The organism is Pseudomonas nitroreducens (genome assembly GCF_024170165.1).
Lineage (GTDB): Bacteria > Pseudomonadota > Gammaproteobacteria > Pseudomonadales > Pseudomonadaceae > Pseudomonas > Pseudomonas nitroreducens_C.
In genome coordinates this window covers 233,104-252,278 of sequence record NZ_JALJXP010000010.1, presented here as the reverse complement: position 1 = coordinate 252,278, position 19,175 = coordinate 233,104, and the positions used below count along the sequence as shown (strand labels likewise).

15 protein-coding genes are annotated in these 19,175 nt (G+C 66.1%); 3 read left to right on the top strand and 12 right to left on the bottom strand.

Going from position 1 to position 19,175, the window contains the following annotated elements:
• Positions 1-97: 97 nt before the first annotated feature.
• The 6 genes from J2T47_RS20485 to J2T47_RS20460 form a co-directional block, all read right to left on the bottom strand.
• On the bottom strand, positions 98-1,072 hold the full coding sequence (locus tag J2T47_RS20485) for a FecR domain-containing protein (RefSeq protein WP_253450936.1): 975 nt from the start codon (positions 1,070-1,072) through the stop codon (positions 98-100).
• A complete protein-coding gene (locus tag J2T47_RS20480) occupies positions 1,069-1,602 on the bottom strand; it encodes a sigma-70 family RNA polymerase sigma factor (protein ID WP_253450933.1) in 534 nt (177 codons plus the stop codon). Before J2T47_RS20480 ends, J2T47_RS20485 begins: the two co-directional genes overlap by 4 nt.
• A 181-nt stretch (positions 1,603-1,783) precedes the next feature.
• Positions 1,784-2,779, bottom strand: coding sequence for an AraC family transcriptional regulator (locus J2T47_RS20475; protein ID WP_253450929.1), 996 nt, complete (start codon positions 2,777-2,779; stop codon positions 1,784-1,786).
• 76 nt (positions 2,780-2,855) lie between these two features.
• The gene (locus tag J2T47_RS20470; protein ID WP_253450926.1) at positions 2,856-4,877 is read right to left on the bottom strand and encodes an alkyl/aryl-sulfatase; all 2,022 of its coding nucleotides are present in this window, start codon (positions 4,875-4,877) and stop codon (positions 2,856-2,858) included.
• A 138-nt stretch (positions 4,878-5,015) separates the two neighbouring features.
• On the bottom strand, positions 5,016-5,681 hold the full coding sequence (locus tag J2T47_RS20465; protein ID WP_253450923.1) for a DUF3313 domain-containing protein: 666 nt from the start codon (positions 5,679-5,681) through the stop codon (positions 5,016-5,018).
• A gap of 67 nt (positions 5,682-5,748) precedes the next feature.
• On the bottom strand, positions 5,749-7,017 hold the full coding sequence (locus J2T47_RS20460; RefSeq protein ID WP_437181005.1) for an OmpP1/FadL family transporter: 1,269 nt from the start codon (positions 7,015-7,017) through the stop codon (positions 5,749-5,751).
• A gap of 446 nt (positions 7,018-7,463) precedes the next feature.
• Between J2T47_RS20460 and J2T47_RS20455 the strand changes: the two genes are divergently transcribed.
• Together J2T47_RS20455 and aguA are read left to right on the top strand one after the other, a co-directional pair.
• The gene (locus J2T47_RS20455; protein WP_253450917.1) at positions 7,464-8,351 is read left to right on the top strand and encodes a LysR substrate-binding domain-containing protein; all 888 of its coding nucleotides are present in this window, start codon (positions 7,464-7,466) and stop codon (positions 8,349-8,351) included.
• A 301-nt stretch (positions 8,352-8,652) separates the two neighbouring features.
• On the top strand, positions 8,653-9,768 hold the full coding sequence (gene aguA, locus J2T47_RS20450; RefSeq protein WP_253450914.1) for an agmatine deiminase: 1,116 nt from the start codon (positions 8,653-8,655) through the stop codon (positions 9,766-9,768).
• Between the two features lie 81 nt (positions 9,769-9,849).
• Here the strand turns inward: aguA and J2T47_RS20445 are convergent, their stop codons facing one another.
• Complete coding sequence (locus J2T47_RS20445) at positions 9,850-11,031, bottom strand: GGDEF domain-containing protein (RefSeq protein ID WP_253450912.1); 1,182 nt, start codon at positions 11,029-11,031, stop codon at positions 9,850-9,852.
• Positions 11,032-11,248: 217 nt separating this feature from the next.
• On the opposite strand from J2T47_RS20445, the gene J2T47_RS20440 reads away from it, so the two are divergent.
• Positions 11,249-11,512 carry a hypothetical protein gene (locus J2T47_RS20440; protein WP_253450909.1) on the top strand — a complete coding sequence of 88 codons (264 nt, stop codon included), beginning with the start codon at positions 11,249-11,251 and terminating at the stop codon, positions 11,510-11,512.
• A 6-nt stretch (positions 11,513-11,518) separates the two neighbouring features.
• Here the strand turns inward: J2T47_RS20440 and J2T47_RS20435 are convergent, their stop codons facing one another.
• From J2T47_RS20435 to J2T47_RS20415, 5 genes are read right to left on the bottom strand one after another with little or no spacing between them, the layout of a single operon-like run.
• Positions 11,519-12,346 (bottom strand): peptidylprolyl isomerase, encoded by an 828-nt coding sequence (locus J2T47_RS20435; protein WP_253450905.1) that lies wholly within the window; start codon positions 12,344-12,346, stop codon positions 11,519-11,521.
• 25 nt (positions 12,347-12,371) lie between these two features.
• Positions 12,372-13,055, bottom strand: coding sequence for a respiratory nitrate reductase subunit gamma (narI, locus tag J2T47_RS20430; RefSeq protein WP_253450903.1), 684 nt, complete (start codon positions 13,053-13,055; stop codon positions 12,372-12,374).
• Positions 13,056-13,090: 35 nt separating this feature from the next.
• Positions 13,091-13,861: a nitrate reductase molybdenum cofactor assembly chaperone gene (gene narJ / locus J2T47_RS20425; RefSeq protein WP_253450900.1), complete on the bottom strand. Its 771-nt coding sequence runs from the start codon at positions 13,859-13,861 to the stop codon at positions 13,091-13,093.
• Positions 13,854-15,413: a nitrate reductase subunit beta gene (narH, locus tag J2T47_RS20420; protein ID WP_253450897.1), complete on the bottom strand. Its 1,560-nt coding sequence runs from the start codon at positions 15,411-15,413 to the stop codon at positions 13,854-13,856. The genes narJ and narH overlap by 8 nt, the downstream gene beginning before the upstream one ends.
• Entirely contained in the window at positions 15,410-19,174 is a 3,765-nt protein-coding gene (locus J2T47_RS20415) for a nitrate reductase subunit alpha (protein ID WP_253450894.1), read from the bottom strand. The genes narH and J2T47_RS20415 overlap by 4 nt, the downstream gene beginning before the upstream one ends.
• Between the last annotated feature and the right edge of the window lies 1 nt (position 19,175).

The window sequence follows — 19,175 nt, the reverse complement described above, 5'->3', positions numbered from 1 at the left end:
ATGTAGGGCGCATAACGCGTCAGCGTTATCCGCCGCGAGCTTGATGGCGGATAACCCGTTCCGGGTTATGCGCCCTACGAAAGCGTTCAGCGCCTGGTTAGCTGCGCGGTACCACCGTCACCCACCAGTCGAAACGCCGCTGCACACGCACCGGAAGTGCTTCTTCCAGCTGCGCCAGGGCCTGGTCGGTGTCCCCCAGCGGGAAGCTGCCCATGACGCGCAGGCGCGCCAGCGCGGGGTCGACGCCAAGGTGTCCGCGCCGGTAGCCGCCCAGCTCGCTGATGAACTCTTCCAGTGGCATGTCCTCGGCCAGCAGCAGGCCGCGGCTCCAGGCTTCGCGGCGGGCTTCGGCGCGGGTCAGCGGGCCGGCGTCGCGGGCATCGAAGACGACGCCCTGGCCTGCTTGCAGGGTGAGGCTGGCGCCGCTGTCCTGCAGGGTGGTGCGCACCGCGCCCTGGTAGACGCTGAGCTGCGTGCGCGGACCGATTTCCCGCACGCTGAAGCGGGTGCCCAGCGGTTGCAGCAGGCCGGCACGGGTACGTACCTGGAAGGGGCGGTTGTCGCCGTGGCCGGTCTCGATCAGCACTTCACCGGCGTACAGCACCAGCTCGCGGCGGCTGTCGTCGAAGTGGACGTCCAGTGCGCTGTCGCTGTTGAGCCAGATTTGCGTGCCGTCGCTCAGCCGCTCGCTGCGGCGCTCGCCCACCGCCGTGCGGTACTGGGCGCGCCAGGCGTGCAGGCTGTCGATGGGATTGGCGCGCCAACCCAGCCAGCCGAACAGGCCGGCGCCGGCGAGCACGCTGAACTGGCTGAGCAGCCGGCGGCGCGTCTGCTTGCCGGAACGCAGGGTGGCCAGCGTCCGGTGTGCGGCGGGGCCTTGCTGCTGCAGGCCGGCGAAGCGCTGGCCGATACGTTCGATGTAGCTCCAGGCCAGGCGCTGCGATTCACCCTGGTCCAGCCAGCGGCGCCATTGCGCTTGCAGTTCGTCGTCGTTGGGCGATTCCTGCAGGCGGGCGAACCAGTCGGCGGCGCTTTCCAGGGTGGCGTGGTCGAGGCCGGGGCGCGTGCTCATTGCAGCACTCCGTCCAGTTCCGCCTCGAGCAGGGCGCACTGGAACATGGCCTGGGCGATGTACTTGGTCACCGTGCGCACGGACACGCCCAGCTCCTGCGCGATCTCCCGGTAGCCCATGCCGTGCAGCTGCGACAGGCTGAAGGCGGCGGCTACCTTGGGTGGCAGGCGTTCCAGCAGGTCCTGCAGCTGAGCGAGGGTTTCCAGGATGATCGCCTGGTGTTCCTGCGACGGCCAATGGCTTTCCGGCACCAGCGCCAGGGCTTCGAGCCAGGCCTTCTCCAGCTGCTTGCGGCGCCAGAAGTCGACGCACAGGTGCAGCGAGATGCGGCTCAGGTAGGCGCGGGCATGCACCTCGCTCTCGAACTCCCGAGGTTGCGCCAGCAGGCGCACGAAAACGTCCTGGGCCAGCTCGGCGGCGTCGCTGGCGTTGCCCAGGCGACGATTGATCCACTGCTGGATCCAGCCGTGGTTCTCGCGATAGAGGCTGGCCACTTGGGCGCGATGGGCGCAGGCGATGGGTCGTGTCATGGAAGGCCGGGCGAGTGGGATTGCGCAAATGCGAATTATTATCAAAATAACCGAATGGCCGGCGTCAGGGCAACAAGGCATTGCAGGGAATGTTGGAGTGGTCGACGGGGCGGCCGGACCGCTGCAGTGGCGTGCTCTGCCCTCGGTCGCGGGATGGCCCGTTTCTGCAGGGGCTGGGTGATCAGGCCTTCAGCGCGCGCCGATGCTCGATGGGCGCCATGCCGAACCAGCGGTGGTGCGCCCGGCAGAACGAGGTAGTGCGGCGGTAACCCAGTTCCTGGGCGATCTGCGCGATGGCCAGGTCGGACTGGCCGAGCAGCTGTTCGGCGCGACGGCGGCGGATCTGGTCGACGTGCTCCTCGAAATCGATGCCATCGCTGGCCAGCCGACGCTGCAGGGTGCGCGGGTGCAGGTCGAGCAATTGTGCTACCTGTTCCAGGCTGCAGCGCTGCCGCGGCAGCAGGGCCTGGATATGGCGCTCGACCTGGGCGCCGAGCTTGTCGTCGGAGCCGGAGTGCGCCTCCAGGTAGAACTTCACGATGGAGTGCAGCGTCGCATCGTGGCGCGCGCAGGGACGCTGCAGGTCGCTCTGGGCGATCACCAGGGCGTTGTGCTCCTGGCCGAACAGCACCGGGCAACCGAAGTAGCGTTGGTAGACCGCCAGCCCGGCCTGAGGCTGATGGCGCAGCAGCACGGTGGTAGGGCGGAACGGCGTGCCCAGCAACTCGGCGATCATCAGTTGGCCGTGCAACAGGGACTTCTCGACGATCTGCGGAATCTCCTCGATACACGGCAAGGCATTGTCGAAGCAGAGCAGGGCGCTGCCGCCGCGACGTTCCAGGCGGAACAGGATCGATGGGCTGTAGACGCGCATGTAGCGCACCACCGCAGCCAGCCCTTCACCAGCAGTGGGTGCGGTTTGCGCCAGGTGCTGCAGGGGGCCGAGCAGGCTGGATTTCTGCCGGCTTGCCAGTTCCAGGCCGAACTCGGGCATGTGCAGCGCGCGGGCGCTGTCCTCGAAAATCTGCACCAGGCTGCGGTAGGAGAACTTCTTTTCGTAGTCGCCGACGACGTTCAGGTCGATGCGGTGTGGCGCGAGGTGAGCGCGCAGCGAGGCGCCGCGCTCGGCGAGCAGGTCGCCGAACTGGAGGAAGGCGGTGCCGCGAACGGTATCCATGTCGGTTGGCTTCCTGGCTTGCGGGGAAGAATGCAGGCCGGCGGCACGTGCCGCCGGCCTGGCTGTTGCGGCCCGGTCAGGGCGTGACGATGTTGAACCAGAAGTCGAAGTTGTCCATGTAGCTCATGAGTTCTTCGAGCTTGGCCTGGTCGCCGTTGACCTTGATATCGCCCTTGGTCACGGCGTCCTTCAGCGTCGCCTGCTTGAGCATCAGCTTGTTGAGGGTGTCGCGGGTCAGGCTGATGGTGGCGTCGGCATCCTTGGCCTGCATGCCCTCGGTGTGGTTGAGCACACCGTTTTCCATCTGCAGCAGGTACTTCTGCTTGAGGTCGGTGAAGTCGAAGTTCAGGGTGATCTTCTTGTCCTCGACTTCCGGGCCTTTCAGGCGCATGGCCAGGTAGTCGAAGAACAGGTCGAGGTCCATCGCCTTGACGGTGTCGGGGCTGGCGGTGTCAGGCGTCGGCAGCTTCTGCACGCCGTTGCGCAGTTCCTGCGCACCGGTCAGGTAGAAGTTGCGCCACGGCCCGCTCTCGGCCTGGTAGCCCATCTGCTCCAGGGCGTCGGCCTGCAGGTTCTTTGCCGCCTGGTTGTTCGGGTCGGCGAAGACCACGTGGTTGACCACCTCGGCCACCCAGCGGTAGTCGCCCTTGTCGTAGTACTCCTTGGCCTTCTTCAGCACCGCGTCGGCGCCGCCCATCATGTCGACGTAGCGCTTGCCTTCTTCATCCGGCGGCAGCTCGTGCAGGGTTGCCGGGTTGCCGTTGAACCAGCCCAGGTAGAGCACGTAGGTCGCCTTCACGTTGTGGTTCAGCGAGCCGTAGTAGCCACGGTTGGAGAACTTGGTGGCGATCGCCTTGGGCAGTTTCACCTGCTCGGCGATCTCGGTCATGGTCAGGCCCTTGTTGGCCAGGCGCAGGGTTTCGTCGTTGATGTAGCGGTACATGTCGCGCTGCAGGCCGATGTGCTCGTTGACTTCCTTGTTGCCCCAGACCGGCCAGTGGTGCATGGCGTACATCACCTGCACGTCGTCGCCCCACATCTTCAGCGCCTGGTTGAGGTACTTGGACCAGGGCAGCGGTTCGCGAATCTTCGCGCCGCGCAGCGAGTAGGTGTTGTGCAGGGTGTGGGTGGAGTCCTCGGCGGTGTTCAGCGCCTTGAGTTCCTTGATGTAGTACATCATCTCGGCCGGCGCCTCGCTGCCCGGCGCGTAGAGGAACTCGTAGTGCAGGCCGTCGATGACATGCTTCTCGCCGGTCTGGGAGATGATGTCGGTCGGCGGGATCAGCGTCACGGTACCGGCGGAGGTGGTGGTGCCCAGGCCGGCGCCGAGCTGGCCGGTGTCAGTGGGCGGCAGCAGGTTGCCGTACATGTAGCTGGCGCGGCGGCTCATGGCGGTGCCGGCCATCACGTTCTCGGCCACGGCGTGTTCGAGGAAGCCCTTGGGTGCGTAGATCTTCACCTTGCCCGACTTCACGTCTTCCTCTTTCACCACGCCTTTCACGCCGCCGTAGTGGTCGACGTGGCTGTGGGTGTAGATCACCGCTACCACCGGTTTCTTCGGCCGGTGCTGGTAGTACAGCTCCAGCGCCGCGCGGGCGGTTTCCTCGGAGATCAGCGGGTCGAAGATGGTGATGCCGGTCTTGCCCTCGACGATGGTCATGTTCGACAGGTCGTAGTTGCGCACCTGGTAGAGGCCCTTGGTGACCTCGAACAGACCGGAGATATTGATCAGCTGCGATTGCCGCCACAGGCTCGGGTTGGTCGAGGCCGGCGCCGCTTCACCTTCCTTGATGAAGTTGTACTTGGCCGGGTCCCAGATCAGGTTGCCTTTCTCGCCCTTGATCGGCTCGGACGGCAGCGGGGCGATGAAGCCCTTGTGGGCCAGTTCGAACGAGGTCTTGTCGTCGAACGGCAGCTCCTTGAGCAGGGCGTCGTTGGCGGTCTTGGTGGCCTCGGTGGCGGGTTTGGGCGACTCGGCGGCCCAGGCCTGGGTGGTCATGGAGATGGCGGCGGCGAGGGCGAACGAGGCGCTGAACTTCCAGATGCTGCCGGCTGGCGAATGCCCAAGCGGACTCGAGTGACGGTCGATCGCTTTCATTTCAAGCTCCTTCTTGCGGAATGCGCTGTACCTGCGCGGCAACTGCCAGCGTTGTTTTTCGATGGATTCCTCACGGCATGAGGTGGGGCGTCGGGGCCGGTGATGCGTGGCCTGCCGACCGGCAGGCCACGCCCGGGATCACTTGTGCTTGAGCTGTTCGTAGGACTTGACCATGTCCCGCGCCCAGCCATCGAGCACGGCCTTGGCGTCGTTGGCGCTCATGACCTGGGAGGAGTTCTCCAGCTCGGTGCCGGCGCCCTTGCGCACGACTTCGGCGACCACCTTGCCGTCGCTGCCATCGAGGAAGGCCGCTTCGGTGGCGATGCTGGTGTCCTGGTCGCGGATGCCGGTGGCGGTGCTGACGCCGGCGGCGATCAGGGCGATGGGGATCACCTCGTAGGGTTGCAGGCCCTTGGTCGAGGCGCTGACGGCGGTGATCGCCGGGCGCACGATCAGCACGCCCGCGCCGGGTCCGCTGGCCAGCGGCAGGACCTTGGCGAATTGGGTCTGCAGCGACTGGTCATAGTACTTGGTGATGCCGTCCAGGGTGGTCTGCGGGATCTTCTCGCTGGGCTGCGGCTTGGGGTAGAGCTGGCTCGGCTCGACATAGACGCTGGTGAACTGGCTGACGTCGATGCCGGGTTTGATCCAGCGCATCACCGGCGCGCCGGAAGGTGATTTTTCTTCCTTGAGGACGCTGTAGTCCTTGAGGAATCCGGAGTAGTTCTCCGGCTCCACGTATTTACTGGCGCAGCCGGCGAACGTCAGTGAAGCCAGGCACAGGGCCAGGAGTTTGACTTGCATGGTATTGCTCCTTGTGGATGTTGCAGTCGGGCGCGCTCTTGTCGTCGCGTGGTTGCTGAAAAAACAGTCAGAATCGCCAGGTCGCACCGCCGCCGATGATGTGCAGGGCAGCATTCTTGTAGGTGCCGGATAAGGTTTCGCCGGAGCGCGATTTGGTCTGCTCGACGTCCATGTTGCCGAGCCAGACGAGGGTATAGGCCAGGTGCAGGTCCAGGCCTTCCTCGACCTGGTAGTTCACCCCCGTCGCCACGCGCCAGGTTTCGGCCATGGGGTTGTCCACGGTGCGGTCCTTGTCGTCCACCGCCGAGCTGTCGTAGCCCAGGCCGACGCTCCAGCGCCATTGCGGGGTGGCCTGGTACTGGGTGCCGACGGAGGCGTGCCAGGTGTCCTTGTACTTGCGGTCGACGGTGCGATCCACGCCGCCGGCGTTGGCGTCGACGTCCACACCGATCTCGCCGAACTCGCTCCAGTCCTGCCAGCCCAGGCTACCCAGCAGCTTCCACTGCGGGTCCAACTGGTGGGCGATGCTCAGGGTCGCCGTCTGCGGGATGTTCACGTCCAGCTCCAGAGAGCTCACGTCGAGACGGTTGAGCGCGGCATTGATGATCGGGTTGCTGATCTTGCTGACGTGCGGGCTGTCCTCGAACTCCAGCTTGACCTTGCTGGTGTAGGCGAGGCCGATCTGCGTGCGTTCGCTGAGGTCATAGAGCAGGCCGAGGTTGACGCCGACGCCGACGTCAGTGTCCTTGTATTCCAGCTGGCCGTCGGGGTTGTCGCGCAGGCCCAGCAGGTTGTTGTTGATCGCCATCTCGGTGCGGTAGTAGCCGTAGACGATGCGCGGGCCAATGCCGACGGTGAGGTCATCGGTGAACTTGTGCGCGATGGTCGGCTGGAACGACACGCCGATGATCGCGGTTTCCTGGCTGAAGTAGCGGCCGGCCCAGTCGTCGTCGTAGTTCAGCGCCAGGCCGAAGTTGCCGTACATGCCGAAGCCGATGGCCGAGCGGTCGTCGACCTGGTGGCTGACGAAGAAACTGGCGCCGGGCAGCCACTCCAGGGCGTTGCCGCCTTCGTTGCCGTCGAACTGGTTGTTGTCGTCACGCGAGAAGCGCAGGTCGCCGAGAATGACCTGGGCGTTGGCACTGATCTGCGTGCCCTTGAGCTTCGCGATGCCGGCCGGGTTGCTCATCAGCACGCTGGGGTCGGTAGCCAGGGCGGCGGCGCCGGCGTTGGCCAGGCCCATGCCTTCCTGCCCGGCCTCGTAGATCATGATTCCGCCGGCAGCGGCAGGGCCGCAGAACAGAATACAAAGTGACGTCGCAATGCCTGCGCTGATGGCCCGTCCGGCGCCGTTGCTGTCTCGTGTCATCGAGCATCCCCTGCTGATCCATGACTGGCTTTCACGGCATGCTGGCCCGTGAAAGGCACTCGCTCCGAATGCGTGCTGGAGACGACAAGCCCGAGGCTCGTGCGCGAGCCGGGTGTGAGAAAGAGCCTAGATAGCGATACGGGATATGCAAACGGGTTTTTGCTTCAAGAGGCGATCAATGTGCTTCACACGACACCAGGGTGGGCATAAAGAGTGTCCCGTCGCCGGTTCGCCGGGTTACCCGTGGCCGAACGGTTGCTGTGCCGTGAAGCGAGGCGGTCTCCGCAGGTGCAGCGGTTGTCGCGAAATGAGTGACGCGGCCAATCTGTGCATCGCCCGCTTCACCCGCCTTGCGCCGAGTGCGCCGCCTCGGTCAGCATGCCCGCCGCCATTCCCGGAAAAGACTTGCCGCCATGCGCCGCCTGCCATCGCTGACCGCCCTGCGCACCTTCGAATCCGCCGCCCGCCATGCGCACTTCGGCCGCGCCGCCGCCGAGCTGTGCGTCACCGACAGCGCGGTCAGCCACCAGATTCGCCAGCTCGAAGAACAGCTCGGGGCGACGTTGTTCGAGCGCCAGGGCCGCCAGGTGCAGCCCACTCCCCAGGCGCGGCGCCTGTTGCGCAGCCTGCAACAGGCCTTCGAGCTGATCGGCACGGCGTGTGACGAGCTGCGTGACCCCGGCTCCCAGGCGCAGCTGCACATCGCGGTGACGGTGGAGCTGGCGCAGAAGTGGCTGGTGGGCCGGCTGGCGAACTTCGCCGAGCGTTATCCGGAGATCATCCTGCACCTGCATGAGCAGCCGCTGGAGGCGCCGGGGCCGGCCGCCGAGATCGACCTGGCGATCACCTACGGCACCGGCCCGGCGGACGCCAGCAGCTACTTCGTGCGGCCGTTGCCGACCCTGCAGTTCTTCCCGGTGTGCAGCCCCGGCCTGTTCAACCAGTCGCCGCTCAAGCACCCGCGAGACCTGGCGCGCCACTGCCTGCTGCACGACGACCAGGACGGCAAGTCCTGGACCGCCTGGCTGACCACCCACGCCAGCGATATCCGCCCCAGCCGCCACGTCTACCTCGGCCACGCCGGTCTGACCATGGAGGCGGCGGTGCGCGGGCAGGGCGTGGCCATCGGCGACAACCTCACCAGCGCCGAAGACCTGGCCAGCGGCCGCCTGGTGCGCCCGTTCGCCGCGCAGATCACCTCGCTGGGGCAGTACGCCCTGGTCTGCGAGCGCCTGCGCCTGGAGAAGCCGGCGGTGGCGGATTTCATCGAATGGATGACCGACCAGCTCAATGACATGTGAGTCCGGCACGGGCTTTTCTGCTGGCTTAACCTGAGTCTCGCAGGATGAACGCCAGGCAGGATGGCGTGGAGCGCAGCGATACCCATCGATGCGCCGTGAAGCCCAGGCAGCATGGGTGTCGCAGGCTCCACCCATCCTACGGCGAGGTTTGCCGGTAAGGTCGGTGGTGTTGGTGGGGCTCATCTTTTTGTGGATTTTCGATGAATTGAATTCAGCTAATCCGCGAAATTCATCAATGGTTCTCTTCGCGGCTAGCCGGCAACCTTGAGGCATCCCAGCCCCTGATTCCGGAGTACCGCCGATGTCCCGCACTCACTCGACCCTGCCCAAGGCCGATGGCTTCCGCCTTCCCGGTGAATTCGAACCCAAGGCCCGCTGCTGGCTCGGCTGGCCGGAGCGCACGGACGTCTGGCGTAACGGCGGCAAGCCGGCGCAGAAGATCTGGGTCGAGGTGGTCAGTGCCATCGCCAGCAGCGAGCCGGTGACCGTCTGCGCCTCTGCCGCGCAGTACGCCAACGCCCGGCGCATGCTGCCCGAGCACGTGCGCGTTGTGGAGATGACCTGCAACGACACCTGGTTCCGCGACAGCGGCCCGGCCTTCCTGGTCAACGACGAGACGGGCGAAATGCGCGGCGTGGACTTCCAGTTCAACGCCTACGGCGGCCTCGATGGCGGCCTCTACTATCCTTGGGACAAGGACGACCAGATCGCGCAGAAGATCCTCGAGATCGAAGGCTTCGACCGCTATCGCGCGTCGATCATCGCCGAGATGGGCAGCATCCGCAGCGACGGCCAGGGCACCCTGCTGACCACCGAGCAGTGCCTGCTCAATCGCAACCGCAATGCCCACCTGGGCAAGGAAGAGGTCACCCGCCGGCTCTGCGACTACCTGGGCGCCGAGCACGTGATCTGGCTGCCGCGCGGGTGCAAGTTCGACGAAACCGACGGCCACGTCGACGATCTGGCCTGCTTCGTGCGGCCGGGCGTGGTGGTGATGCAGTGGACGGACGATCGCAGCGACCCGCAGTGGGAAATCTACCAGGAGGCCTACGACGTGCTGCGCAGCGCCCGTGACGCCCGTGGCAATGCTCTTGCGGTGCACAAGCTGCCACAGCCGCAGGTATTGGAGTGGACCGCCGCCGAAGCCGAGGGTCTGGACCAGGTGGACGGCAGCTTCGACCGCCAGGAAGGCACGAAGATCTGCGCTTCCTACATCAACTTCTACACCGGCAACTCGGCCGTCGTGATGCCGTTCTTCAACGATCCCAACGACTGCATCGCCCAGGGCGTGCTGGCCGAGCTGTTCCCGGACAAGCGGGTGATCGGCATCGACAACTCGCGGGAAATCCTCCTGGGGGGCGGCAATATCGGTTGCATCACCATGCCGCAGTACGCAGCGCCGGCGCGCCGCGCCTGAAGTTCGCCCCAGTAAGAACGCCGCCGCTCCATCAGGAGCTGCGGCGTTCTTTCTTGCGTGAAGAATCCTCGGCCTTGGCCATCACCCCAACCGCAGCGGATCACCCCCGGCCACCGTGCGATCCATCAGGCGAATGCTGTCGCGGCCGCCGCGCTTGGACTCGTAGAGCGCGGCGTCGCCTTGCTCGATCAGCGCGGCGAGGCTCGCCGGCGGCTGGTCGAACAGGCTGGCGCCGATGCTCAGGGTCACTGCCTGGGGCGTGGCGAAGTTCTGCGTGGCGGTGCTCTGGAACTGCTCGCGCAGCTTGCCGGCCAGCTCCAGCACCTGCCCGCCGCCAACGTTGCTCAGCAGGATGACGAACTCGTCACCGCCCAGGCGCGCCGCCACGGCTCGCTCCGGCAGCGCCGCGCGGATCATCTCGCTGAGCGCCACCAGCAGGCGGTCGCCGGCGGTATGGCCGTGCAGGTCGTTGACCTGCTTGAAGTTGTCGATGTCGATCAGCAGCAGCGCGCCGGGGCGCTCCGCGGAAATGTCCTCGAACACGCGCGGCGCGCGGACTTCCAGGGCACGGCGGTTGTACAGGGCGGTCAGCGGATCGCGCGCGGCGAGGCGGGCGATGCGCTTCTCGCGGCGGTAGCGCTCGGTGCCGGTCATCGACAGGGCGATCAGCATAATCGCCATGGCGCCCTCGACCAGGGAAATCTGGATGATCTCGCCGCGGAAGGCCGCCAGGTCGATCAGCGTGCCGGGGATGATCACCGTGGCACCCTTGGCCAGGTAGAAGGCGCCGTGCACCAGCATGACGTAGCGCAGCTGCACCGCGCCCACGCTCAGGGATTTGCCGTGGGGCCGCAGCAGGTAGCTGGCGCGCAGAGAGAGCAGGGCGACCAGCCAGGAGTTGGCCAGGAGCATGAGCTTGGACCACAGCGGGCCGCCGTCGGGCAAGGCCAGCAGTGCCGCCCAGGTGATCGGCACCAGCAGCCAGCCCCGCGACAGCCGCGCCTCGGTGAATTTCGCCACCCCGTAGAGAAAGAACCAGTGCGCCAGCACCAGCAGGCCGTTGGCGAACCAGATGCCTACCAGCAGGTAGCCGCTCATGCGCAACAGGGCGAGGGTGGATCCGATGGTGATGGTGGCAAAGCCGGCGCTCCAGTAGAGCAGCGAGCGTTCGCGCACGCTGCCCCATTCGATGGCCAGGTACAGCGCTGCGGCCGCGGCGAGGGCGACCGTGATGGTCAACATGGTGGGTGGATCGAGCGCCATTTTGGAAAACCGTACTGCACTGTCGGCAAAAACCGTGATTGTAAGCGCCCTTGCCGGTTTTTCGGTATGCCAAACTGCCTCTTCCGGTCGGGTTTGCGCCAGTTCCGTCGCGCCTGGACAGCACGTCCTGCGCTTTCGTCGCATTGCGAAAGCGGCCAGTGGCCATCAGACTGCGCCGATTAGTGAGTGTTCGATGTGGGGCTGGAGGCCCGAAGCCATGGAAAAGCCGCCGCGCAGGCGCTGGAACCCGCTCTGGATGCTGATCGTCGCGGCCAGTTACCTGATCGCCATCCTGTTCACCGTTGCGCTGGCGGGGCTGGGCTGGATTCTCTTCTCCGGCGGCCTGGACGTGACCGTGGTGAAGGAGCGTCGCTACCTGCTGCTGGGCAGCGGCGGCCTGATGCTGGCGGTGTCGGCCTACATCCTGTTGATGTCGATCCCCACCAGTTTCCTCTCCACGGTACGCCGCGAGCGCTCCTGAGCCGCGTCAGAGCCCGATATCGCTGCGCCGGTTGCCCGAGCCTTCGATGGGGTCGGCGTCCAGGCTGAAGCCCTTGACGCCGAACTCCTTCTCCAGCGCCAGCAGGTACTGGCGCAGCGCGTGGCGGGTGGATTCCTCGCGCAGGCTGTGGTGCACGCGGTGGGCGACCTGGGCGTAGGGCAGTGGCTTGCGCTCCTGGCGTTCGTCGACGCTCACGATGTGCCAGCCGTAGCGCGACGCCAGCGGCCGGTCATGCAGGCCCACCGGCAGGCGCTGCAGGGCCTGGTCCAGCTCGGCGACCGTCTGCCCGGAGGTCAGCCAGCCCAGCTCGCCGCCTTCGTCCTTCGACGGGCAGGCGGAATGCCGTTGGGCCAGTTCGGTGAAGCGTTCCGGGTGCGCGGCCAGCTCCTTCAGCAGCTTCTCGCCGAGGCGGTAGTGCGCGTCGCGGGCCTTGGCGTCTTCCGGCGCGGCCGGTAGCAGGATGTGCCTTACGCGCAGGCGGGTCGGCTCGGAGAAGCGCTCGCGGTGGGTGTCGAAGTAGCGCTGGCAACTGCTTTCGTCCGGCTCGGGCACGTTCAGTTCGCGCTCCAGCAGGGTCGCCACGGCCTGGTCTTCATCCTCGTTGCTGGCGGTCAGCCCGAGCATGGCGGCGCGCTGCGTCAGCAGTTCGCGGACCACCAGCGCACGCACCGCGCTCAGTTGCGCGTCAGCCAGGGATGAGGCCGGGTGGAAGGGCGTTTCCTTGGCGATGTCCGCCTCGGTCAGTTCGGTGTCGCCGACGCGGATCACCGGGATCGGCGCATCGGGGAGGGTCTCGACTGCAATCATGTCCATCTGCGTTTCCTTATGAGGCAAGCGCTCAGCCGCGACGGCGGACGATCTGGTAGCTGCGCCCGAAGTAGCCCAGTGGAATGCTCCACACGTGCACCAGGCGGGTGAAGGGGAACAGCAGGATGATGGTCAGGCCGAGGAAGATGTGCAGCTTGAAGATCAGCGGCGCCTCCATCACGAAGTCGGCGGCGCCCCCGCGGAAGAACACGATGGCCTGCGCCCAGTTGGCCAGGGCCAGCATCATGCCGCCGTCCAGGTGGTCCATGGATTCGAAGATGGTGGTCAGGCCCAGGCAGGCCTGCAGCAGGAGCAGGGCGATGATCAGGTTGTCCATCACGCTGGAGGAGGCGCGCACCCGCGGGTTGGTCAGCCGCCGCCAGAGCAGCATGGCGCCGCCGATGACACAGAGCACCCCGGCGATGCCGCCGAAGATGATCGCCATCAGCTGCTTGTGCCCGGCCGAAAGGAACGGCGCGTAGACCCAGTGCGGTGTCAGCAGGCCGACCAGGTGGCCGCCGAAGATGGCCAGGATGCCGATGTGGAAGAGGTTGCTTGCCAGGCGCATGTGCTTTGACGAAAGCATCTGGCTGGAGCCGGTCTTCCAGGTGTACTGGCCGTAGTCGTAGCGCATCAGGCTGCCAAGCAGGAACACCGTGCCGGCGAGGTAGGGGTAGATGCCGTAGATGAATTGGAGCAGGTATTGCTCGAACATGATGGGCCTCCGTTCATTAGCTCGTTGGCGTTAGCTCATGGGCGCTCTGACGGCATGATCTGGACGACCTGGGGCAGCGCTTCGTACTTGCGCTCGGCCAGGCGTCGCCCTTCGGCGGACTGCAGGCTGCAGTCCTTGTCGGTTTCGGCGTGGAAGCGCACGGCTTCTTCCTCCCACACCGCATCCAGCGCCTGGGGCGTGTTGTCCGGTTCTTCGCTGGCGGCTACCGGGCGCTGCTCCTCGACGGCTTCGGTGGCGCCGATCAGCGCGAGCAGGGCGTGGGGCACCAGCGCGTAGCAGGTGTCGCGTTCATCCAGGCGCGCGGCAAGCAGGGCGAGGATGTGCTGGATGTCGCCCAGCCACTGGCCGATTTCCTCGTGGCTGCGGGTGGACAGGTACTCCAGGAACAGCGGCAGGTAGTCCGGCAGTTCGCGGGCGTCGAGCTGGAAGCCGGCGGCCTCGTACTCGGCCAGCAGGTTGACCATGGCCTGGCCGCGATCGCGGGATTCGCCATGCACGTGCTCGAACAGCAGCAGCGAAGTGGCGCGGCCGCGGTCGAACAGCTCGACGTAGGCTTCCTCCAGGTCCAGCAACTCGCCTGCGGCCAGCTCGCCGCACCACTGCGCCAGCTCGGCGCGCAGCTTCAGCGGCAGGCGGTCCTCGCCGTCCAGAATTTCCACGGCTTCGGCGCAGGCCGCCTGCAGCTCGGCGCTGGGGTAGTCGAGCAGGCGCGCGAGGACGCGCAGGCTGAGCAGGCCAACGATGGGGCCGTCGTGAGGTTTGGGGATGGCTTCGTAGTTACCCATGGCGGCTGTCCTCCACCGGGTCGAAGGTCTCGACCGGCTTGACCAGCGTGGTGGTGTTCTTGCGCCCGCCGAACAGGCTGACCTGGTTGTTGCCGCCGCCGTTGCAGCCGTCGCCGAAGGTGAAGCCGCAGCCGCTGCGTTCGGCGTAGGCCTCGGGGATGTGCTCGCGGTGCCCGGTGGGGATGACGAAGCGATCCTCGTAGTTGGCGATGGCCAGGTAGCGGTACATCTCCTCGACCTGGTTCTGGGTCAGGCCGACCTGTTGCAGCACTTCGGTGTTCAGCTCCTTGTTGACGTGCTTGGCGCGCATGTACACGCGCATCGCCATGAGGCGTTTCAGCGCCAGCACCACCGGGGCTTCCTCGCCGGCGGTGAGCATGTTGGCCAGGTAGCGCACCGGGATGCGCAGCGACTCGACCTTGGGCAGCACGCCGTCGAACTCCACGTGCCCGGCCTCGGCGGCGGACTGGATCGGGGAGAGCGGCGGCACGTACCAGACCATCGGCAGGGTGCGGTACTCCGGGTGCAGCGGCAGGGCCAGCTTCCAGTCCATGGCCAGCTTGTACACCGGCGAGGCTTGCGCGGCGGCGATCACGTTGTCGGGGATGCCGTCCTTGCGCGCCTGGGCGATGACGGCCGGGTCGTGCGGATCGAGGAAAATTTCGCACTGGCGATGGTAGAGGTCGCGGTCGTCCTTGGAGGCGGCCACTTCCTCGATGCGGTCGGCGTCGTAGAGCAGCACGCCGAGGTAGCGGATGCGCCCGACGCAGGTTTCCGAGCAGACGGTGGGCTGGCCGGTCTCGATGCGCGGATAGCAGAAGATGCACTTCTCCGACTTACCGCTTTTCCAGTTGTAGTAGATCTTCTTGTACGGGCAGCCACTGATGCACATGCGCCAGCCGCGGCACTTGTCCTGGTCGATGAGGACGATGCCGTCTTCCTCGCGCTTGTAGATCGCGCCGCTGGGGCACGAGGCCACGCACGCCGGGTTCAGGCAGTGCTCACACAGGCGTGGCAGGTACATCATGAAGGTGTTTTCGAACTGCCCGTAGATGTCCGCCTGGACCTGGTCGAAGTTGATGTCCTTGCGCCGCTTGGCGAACTCGGTGCCCAGCAGCTCTTCCCAGTTCGGGCCCCATTCCACCTTGTCCATGCGCTGCCCGGAAATCAGCGAACGCGGCCGCGCCACCGGCTGGTGCTCGCCCTGCTTGGCGCTGTGCAGGTGCTGGTAGTCGAAGGTGAAGGGTTCGTAGTAGTCGTCGATCTCCGGCAGGTCCGGGTTGGCGAAGATGTTCGCCAGCACCCGCCACTTGCCGCCGATGCGCGGGTTGATGGAGCCGTCGGCGTTGCGTACCCAGCCGCCGTTCCATTTCTTCTGGTTCTCCCACTCCTTGGGGTAGCCGATGCCGGGCTTGGTCTCGACGTTGTTGTACCAGGCGTACTCGATGCCTTCGCGGCTGGTCCAGACGTTCTTGCAGGTGACCGAGCAGGTGTGGCAACCGATGCACTTGTCGAGGTTCAGGACCATCCCGACCTGGGAACGAATCTTCATTTGACGGCCTCCTGCTGATAGTCGTTGCCTTCACCGTCGAGCCAGTCGATGCGGCGCATCTTGCGCACGATGACGAACTCGTCGCGGTTGGAGCCCACGGTGCCGTAGTAGTTGAAGCCGTAGGAGAGCTGCGCGTAGCCGCCGATCATGTGGGTCGGCTTGGGGCAGACCCGGGTGACCGAGTTGTGGATGCCGCCGCGGGTGCCGGTCATCTCCGAACCGGGGATGTTCAGGATGCGTTCCTGGGCGTGGTACATCATCGCCATGCCCGGGCGCACTCGCTGGCTCACCACTGCGCGGGCGGCGATGGCGCCGTTGGCGTTGTACAGCTCGATCCAGTCGTTGTCGGAGACGCCGATGGAGCGCGCGTCATCCTCGGACATCCAGACGATCGGCCCGCCGCGCGACAGGGTCTGCATCAGCAGGTTGTCGCTGTAGGTGGAGTGGATGCCCCACTTCTGGTGCGGGGTCAGCCAGTTCAGGGCGATCTCCGGGTTGCCGTTGCTCTTCGGCGCGGCAACGCTGGCGGCGGCCTTGGTGTCGATGGGCGGGCGATAGACCATCAGGCTCTCGCCGAAGGCGCGCATCCACGGGTGGTCCTGGTAGAACTGCTGGCGGCCGGTGACGGTGCGCCACGGGATCAGCTCGTGGACGTTGGTGTAGCAGGCGTTGTAGCTCACGTGCTCGTCTTCCAGGCCCGACCAGGTGGGGCTGGAGATGATCTTGCGCGGCTGCGCCACGAGATCGCGGAAGCGGATTTTCTCCTCTTCCTTGGGCTTGGCCAGGTGCGTGTGGTCGCGCCCGGTGATCTTCGACAGCGCCGCCCAGGCCTTCACCGCCACCTGGCCGTTGGTCTCCGGCGCCAGGGCGAGGATCATCTCGGCGGCGTCGATGGCCGAGGCGATCTTCGGCCGGCCGGCGGCGGAGCCTTCGAGCTTGCGGTAATTGAGCTTGCCGAGCAGGTCGACCTCGGTCTCGGTCTTCCAGGCGATGCCCTTGCCGCCGTTGCCGATGGTGTCCAGCAGCGGGCCGACGGAGCTGAAGCGCTCGTAGGTTTCCGGGTAGTTGCGCTTGACCTCGATGAGCGACGGCATGGTCTTGCCGGGGATTGCCTCGCACTCGCCTTTCTTCCAGTCACGCACTTCGGGCTGGGCCAGCTCGCCGGGGCTGTCGTGCTGCAGGGGCAGGGTGACCAGGTCGGTTTCCTCGCCCAGGTGGCCGACGCACAGGCGCGAGAAGGCCTGGGCGATGCCGTCGTAGATCTGCCAGTCGCTGCGCGCTTCCCAGGCCGGGTCGGTGGCGGCGGTGAGCGGGTGGATGAAGGGGTGCATGTCCGAGGTGTTGAGGTCGTCCTTCTCGTACCAGGTGGCGGTGGGCAGCACCACGTCCGAATACAGGCAGGTGGTGGACATGCGGAAGTCCAGGGTGGTCAGCAGGTCGAGCTTGCCTTCGATGGGGTCGTCCTTCCAAACCACTTCCTCGGCCCTCTGTTTGCCCACTTCGCCCAGGTCCTTGCCGAGCACGCCATGCTTGGTGCCCAGCAGGTACTTGAGCATGTACTCGTGGCCCTTGCCGGAGGAACCGAGCAGGTTGGAACGCCAGACGAACAGGTTGCGCGGGTGGTTCTGCGGGTTGTCCGGGTCTTCGCTGGCGAATTTCAGCTGGCCGCTTTTCAGCTGCTCGACGGTGTAGTCCACGGTGCTCTTGCCAGCAGCCTGGGCGGCGGCGGCCAGGCGCAGCGGGTTGATCCCCAGCTGCGGCGCGGAGGGCAGCCAGCCCATGCGCTCGGCGCGCACGTTGAAGTCCACCAGGCTGCCGCTGAAGTCCTGCGGGCGGGCCAGCGGGGAGAGCAGCTCCTTCACTTCCAGTTTCTCGTAACGCCACTGGCTGGAGTGGTTGTAGAAGAACGAGGTGCCGTTCATGTGGCGCGGCGGGCGGTGCCAGTCGAGGGCGAAGGCCAGCGGCGTCCAGCCGGTCTGCGGGCGCAGCTTTTCCTGGCCGACGTAGTGCGACCAGCCGCCGCCGCTCTTGCCGATGCAACCGCAGAGGATGAGCATGTTGATCAGCCCGCGGTAGTTCATGTCCATGTGGTACCAGTGGTTCATCCCGGCACCGACGATGATCATGGAACGCCCGTGGGTCTTGTCGGCGTTGTGGGCGAACTCGCGGGCGATGCGGATCATCTGCGCCGCCGGCACCCCGGTGATCGCCTCCTGCCAGGCCGGGGTGTAGGGCTTGATCTGCCCGTAGTCGCTGGCGCCATCGTCCTCGCCCGCGCCGCCGACGGTGGCCTGCAGGCCACGGTCGATACCGTAGTTGGCAGCGGTCAGGTCGAACACCGTGACCGCCAGCACTTCGCGGCCATCGGCCAGTTTCAGGCGCTTGGCCGGCACGTGGTGGTAGATGACGTCGCGCACTTTGACGTTGGGGAAGTGCTGGCGCTCGATGCCGCCGAAGTAGGGGAAGGCCACCCGCGCCACTTCGTCATGCTGGCCCAGCTGCGACAGGCGCAGGCTGATTTCCTTGCCGTCGGCGTCGACCTGCTCCAGGTTCCAGTGGCCGCTCTCGCCCCAGCGGAAGCCGATGGCGCCGCGCGGTACTACCAGGCGATCACCGCTCTCGTCCCAGGCCACGGTCTTCCATTCGGGGTTGTTGGCCTGCTCCAGGTTGCCGTCGAAGTCGCTGGCGCGCAGTTGCTTGCCTGGCACCAGGCTGCCGTCGTCGCGCTGTTCCAGCTCGACCAGGATCGGCATGTCGGTGTAGCGGCGGATGTAGTCGGTGAAGTAGGCGCTGGGTTTCTCCAGGTGGAATTCCTTGAAGATCACATGGCCCATGGCGATGGCCAGCGCGGAGTCGGTGCCCTGCTTGGCGCTCATCCACTCGTCGCAGAGCTTGGAGATTTCCGCGTAGTCCGGGGTGATGGCGATGGTCTTGGTGCCCTTGTAACGCACCTCGGTGAAGAAGTGCGCGTCGGGGGTGCGGGTCTGCGGGACGTTGGAACCCCAGGCGATGATGTAGCCGGAGTTGTACCAGTCGGCGGACTCGGGCACGTCGGTCTGTTCGCCCCATACCTGCGGCGAGGCGGGCGGCAGGTCGCAGTACCAGTCGTAGAAGGACAGGCACACCCCGCCGATCAGCGACAGGTAGCGGGTGCCCGACGCATAGGAAACCATCGACATCGCCGGGATCGGCGAGAAGCCGGCGACGCGGTCCGGGCCGTAGGTCTTCACGGTGTAGACGTTGGCGGCGGCTACCAGGGTCTGCATCTCGTCCCAGTCTGCGCGGACGAACCCGCCACGGCCACGGATGGACTTGTACTGCTTCGCCTTCTGCGGGTCCTCGACGATGCTCGCCCAGGCCAGCACCGGGTCCTTGTGGGTCGCCAGCGCCTCGCGCCACAGCTGCACCAGCGCCTTGCGCACCATGGGGTATTTCAGCCGGTTGGCGCTGTACAGGTACCAGGAGTAGCTTGCACCGCGCGGGCAGCCACGGGGCTCGTGGTTGGGCAGGTCGGGGCGGGTGCGCGGGTAGTCGGTCTGCTGGGTTTCCCAGGTGACCAGGCCGTTCTTCACGTAGATCTTCCAGCTGCAGGAGCCGGTGCAGTTCACCCCGTGGGTCGAGCGGGCGATCTTGTCGAACTGCCAGCGCTGGCGGTAGCCGTCTTCCCAGTCGCGGCTCTCATCGCGGGTTTCGCCGTGGCCACCGGCGAACTCCGGAGGACGCTTGACCAGGTAGCGCAGACGGTCGATGAAGAAGCTCATG

Excerpts from the sequence above, each read along its gene's own strand:
- J2T47_RS20470 (WP_253450926.1), bottom strand. The coding sequence starts at position 4,877 with ATGAAAGCGATCGACCGTCACTCGAGTCCGCTTGGGCATTCGCCAGCC.
- aguA (WP_253450914.1), top strand. The coding sequence starts at position 8,653 with ATGTCCCGCACTCACTCGACCCTGCCCAAGGCCGATGGCTTCCGCCTT.
- narH (WP_253450897.1), bottom strand. The coding sequence starts at position 15,413 with ATGAAGATTCGTTCCCAGGTCGGGATGGTCCTGAACCTCGACAAGTGC.
- J2T47_RS20415 (WP_253450894.1), bottom strand. The coding sequence starts at position 19,174 with ATGAGCTTCTTCATCGACCGTCTGCGCTACCTGGTCAAGCGTCCTCCG.
- J2T47_RS20465 (WP_253450923.1), bottom strand. The coding sequence starts at position 5,681 with ATGCAAGTCAAACTCCTGGCCCTGTGCCTGGCTTCACTGACGTTCGCC.
- J2T47_RS20455 (WP_253450917.1), top strand. The coding sequence starts at position 7,464 with ATGCGCCGCCTGCCATCGCTGACCGCCCTGCGCACCTTCGAATCCGCC.
- narI (WP_253450903.1), bottom strand. The coding sequence starts at position 13,055 with ATGTTCGAGCAATACCTGCTCCAATTCATCTACGGCATCTACCCCTAC.
- J2T47_RS20445 (WP_253450912.1), bottom strand. The coding sequence starts at position 11,031 with ATGGCGCTCGATCCACCCACCATGTTGACCATCACGGTCGCCCTCGCC.
- J2T47_RS20480 (WP_253450933.1), bottom strand. The coding sequence starts at position 1,602 with ATGACACGACCCATCGCCTGCGCCCATCGCGCCCAAGTGGCCAGCCTC.
- J2T47_RS20475 (WP_253450929.1), bottom strand. The coding sequence starts at position 2,779 with ATGGATACCGTTCGCGGCACCGCCTTCCTCCAGTTCGGCGACCTGCTC.
- J2T47_RS20435 (WP_253450905.1), bottom strand. The coding sequence starts at position 12,346 with ATGGACATGATTGCAGTCGAGACCCTCCCCGATGCGCCGATCCCGGTG.
- J2T47_RS20440 (WP_253450909.1), top strand. The coding sequence starts at position 11,249 with ATGGAAAAGCCGCCGCGCAGGCGCTGGAACCCGCTCTGGATGCTGATC.
- narJ (WP_253450900.1), bottom strand. The coding sequence starts at position 13,861 with ATGGGTAACTACGAAGCCATCCCCAAACCTCACGACGGCCCCATCGTT.
- J2T47_RS20485 (WP_253450936.1), bottom strand. The coding sequence starts at position 1,072 with ATGAGCACGCGCCCCGGCCTCGACCACGCCACCCTGGAAAGCGCCGCC.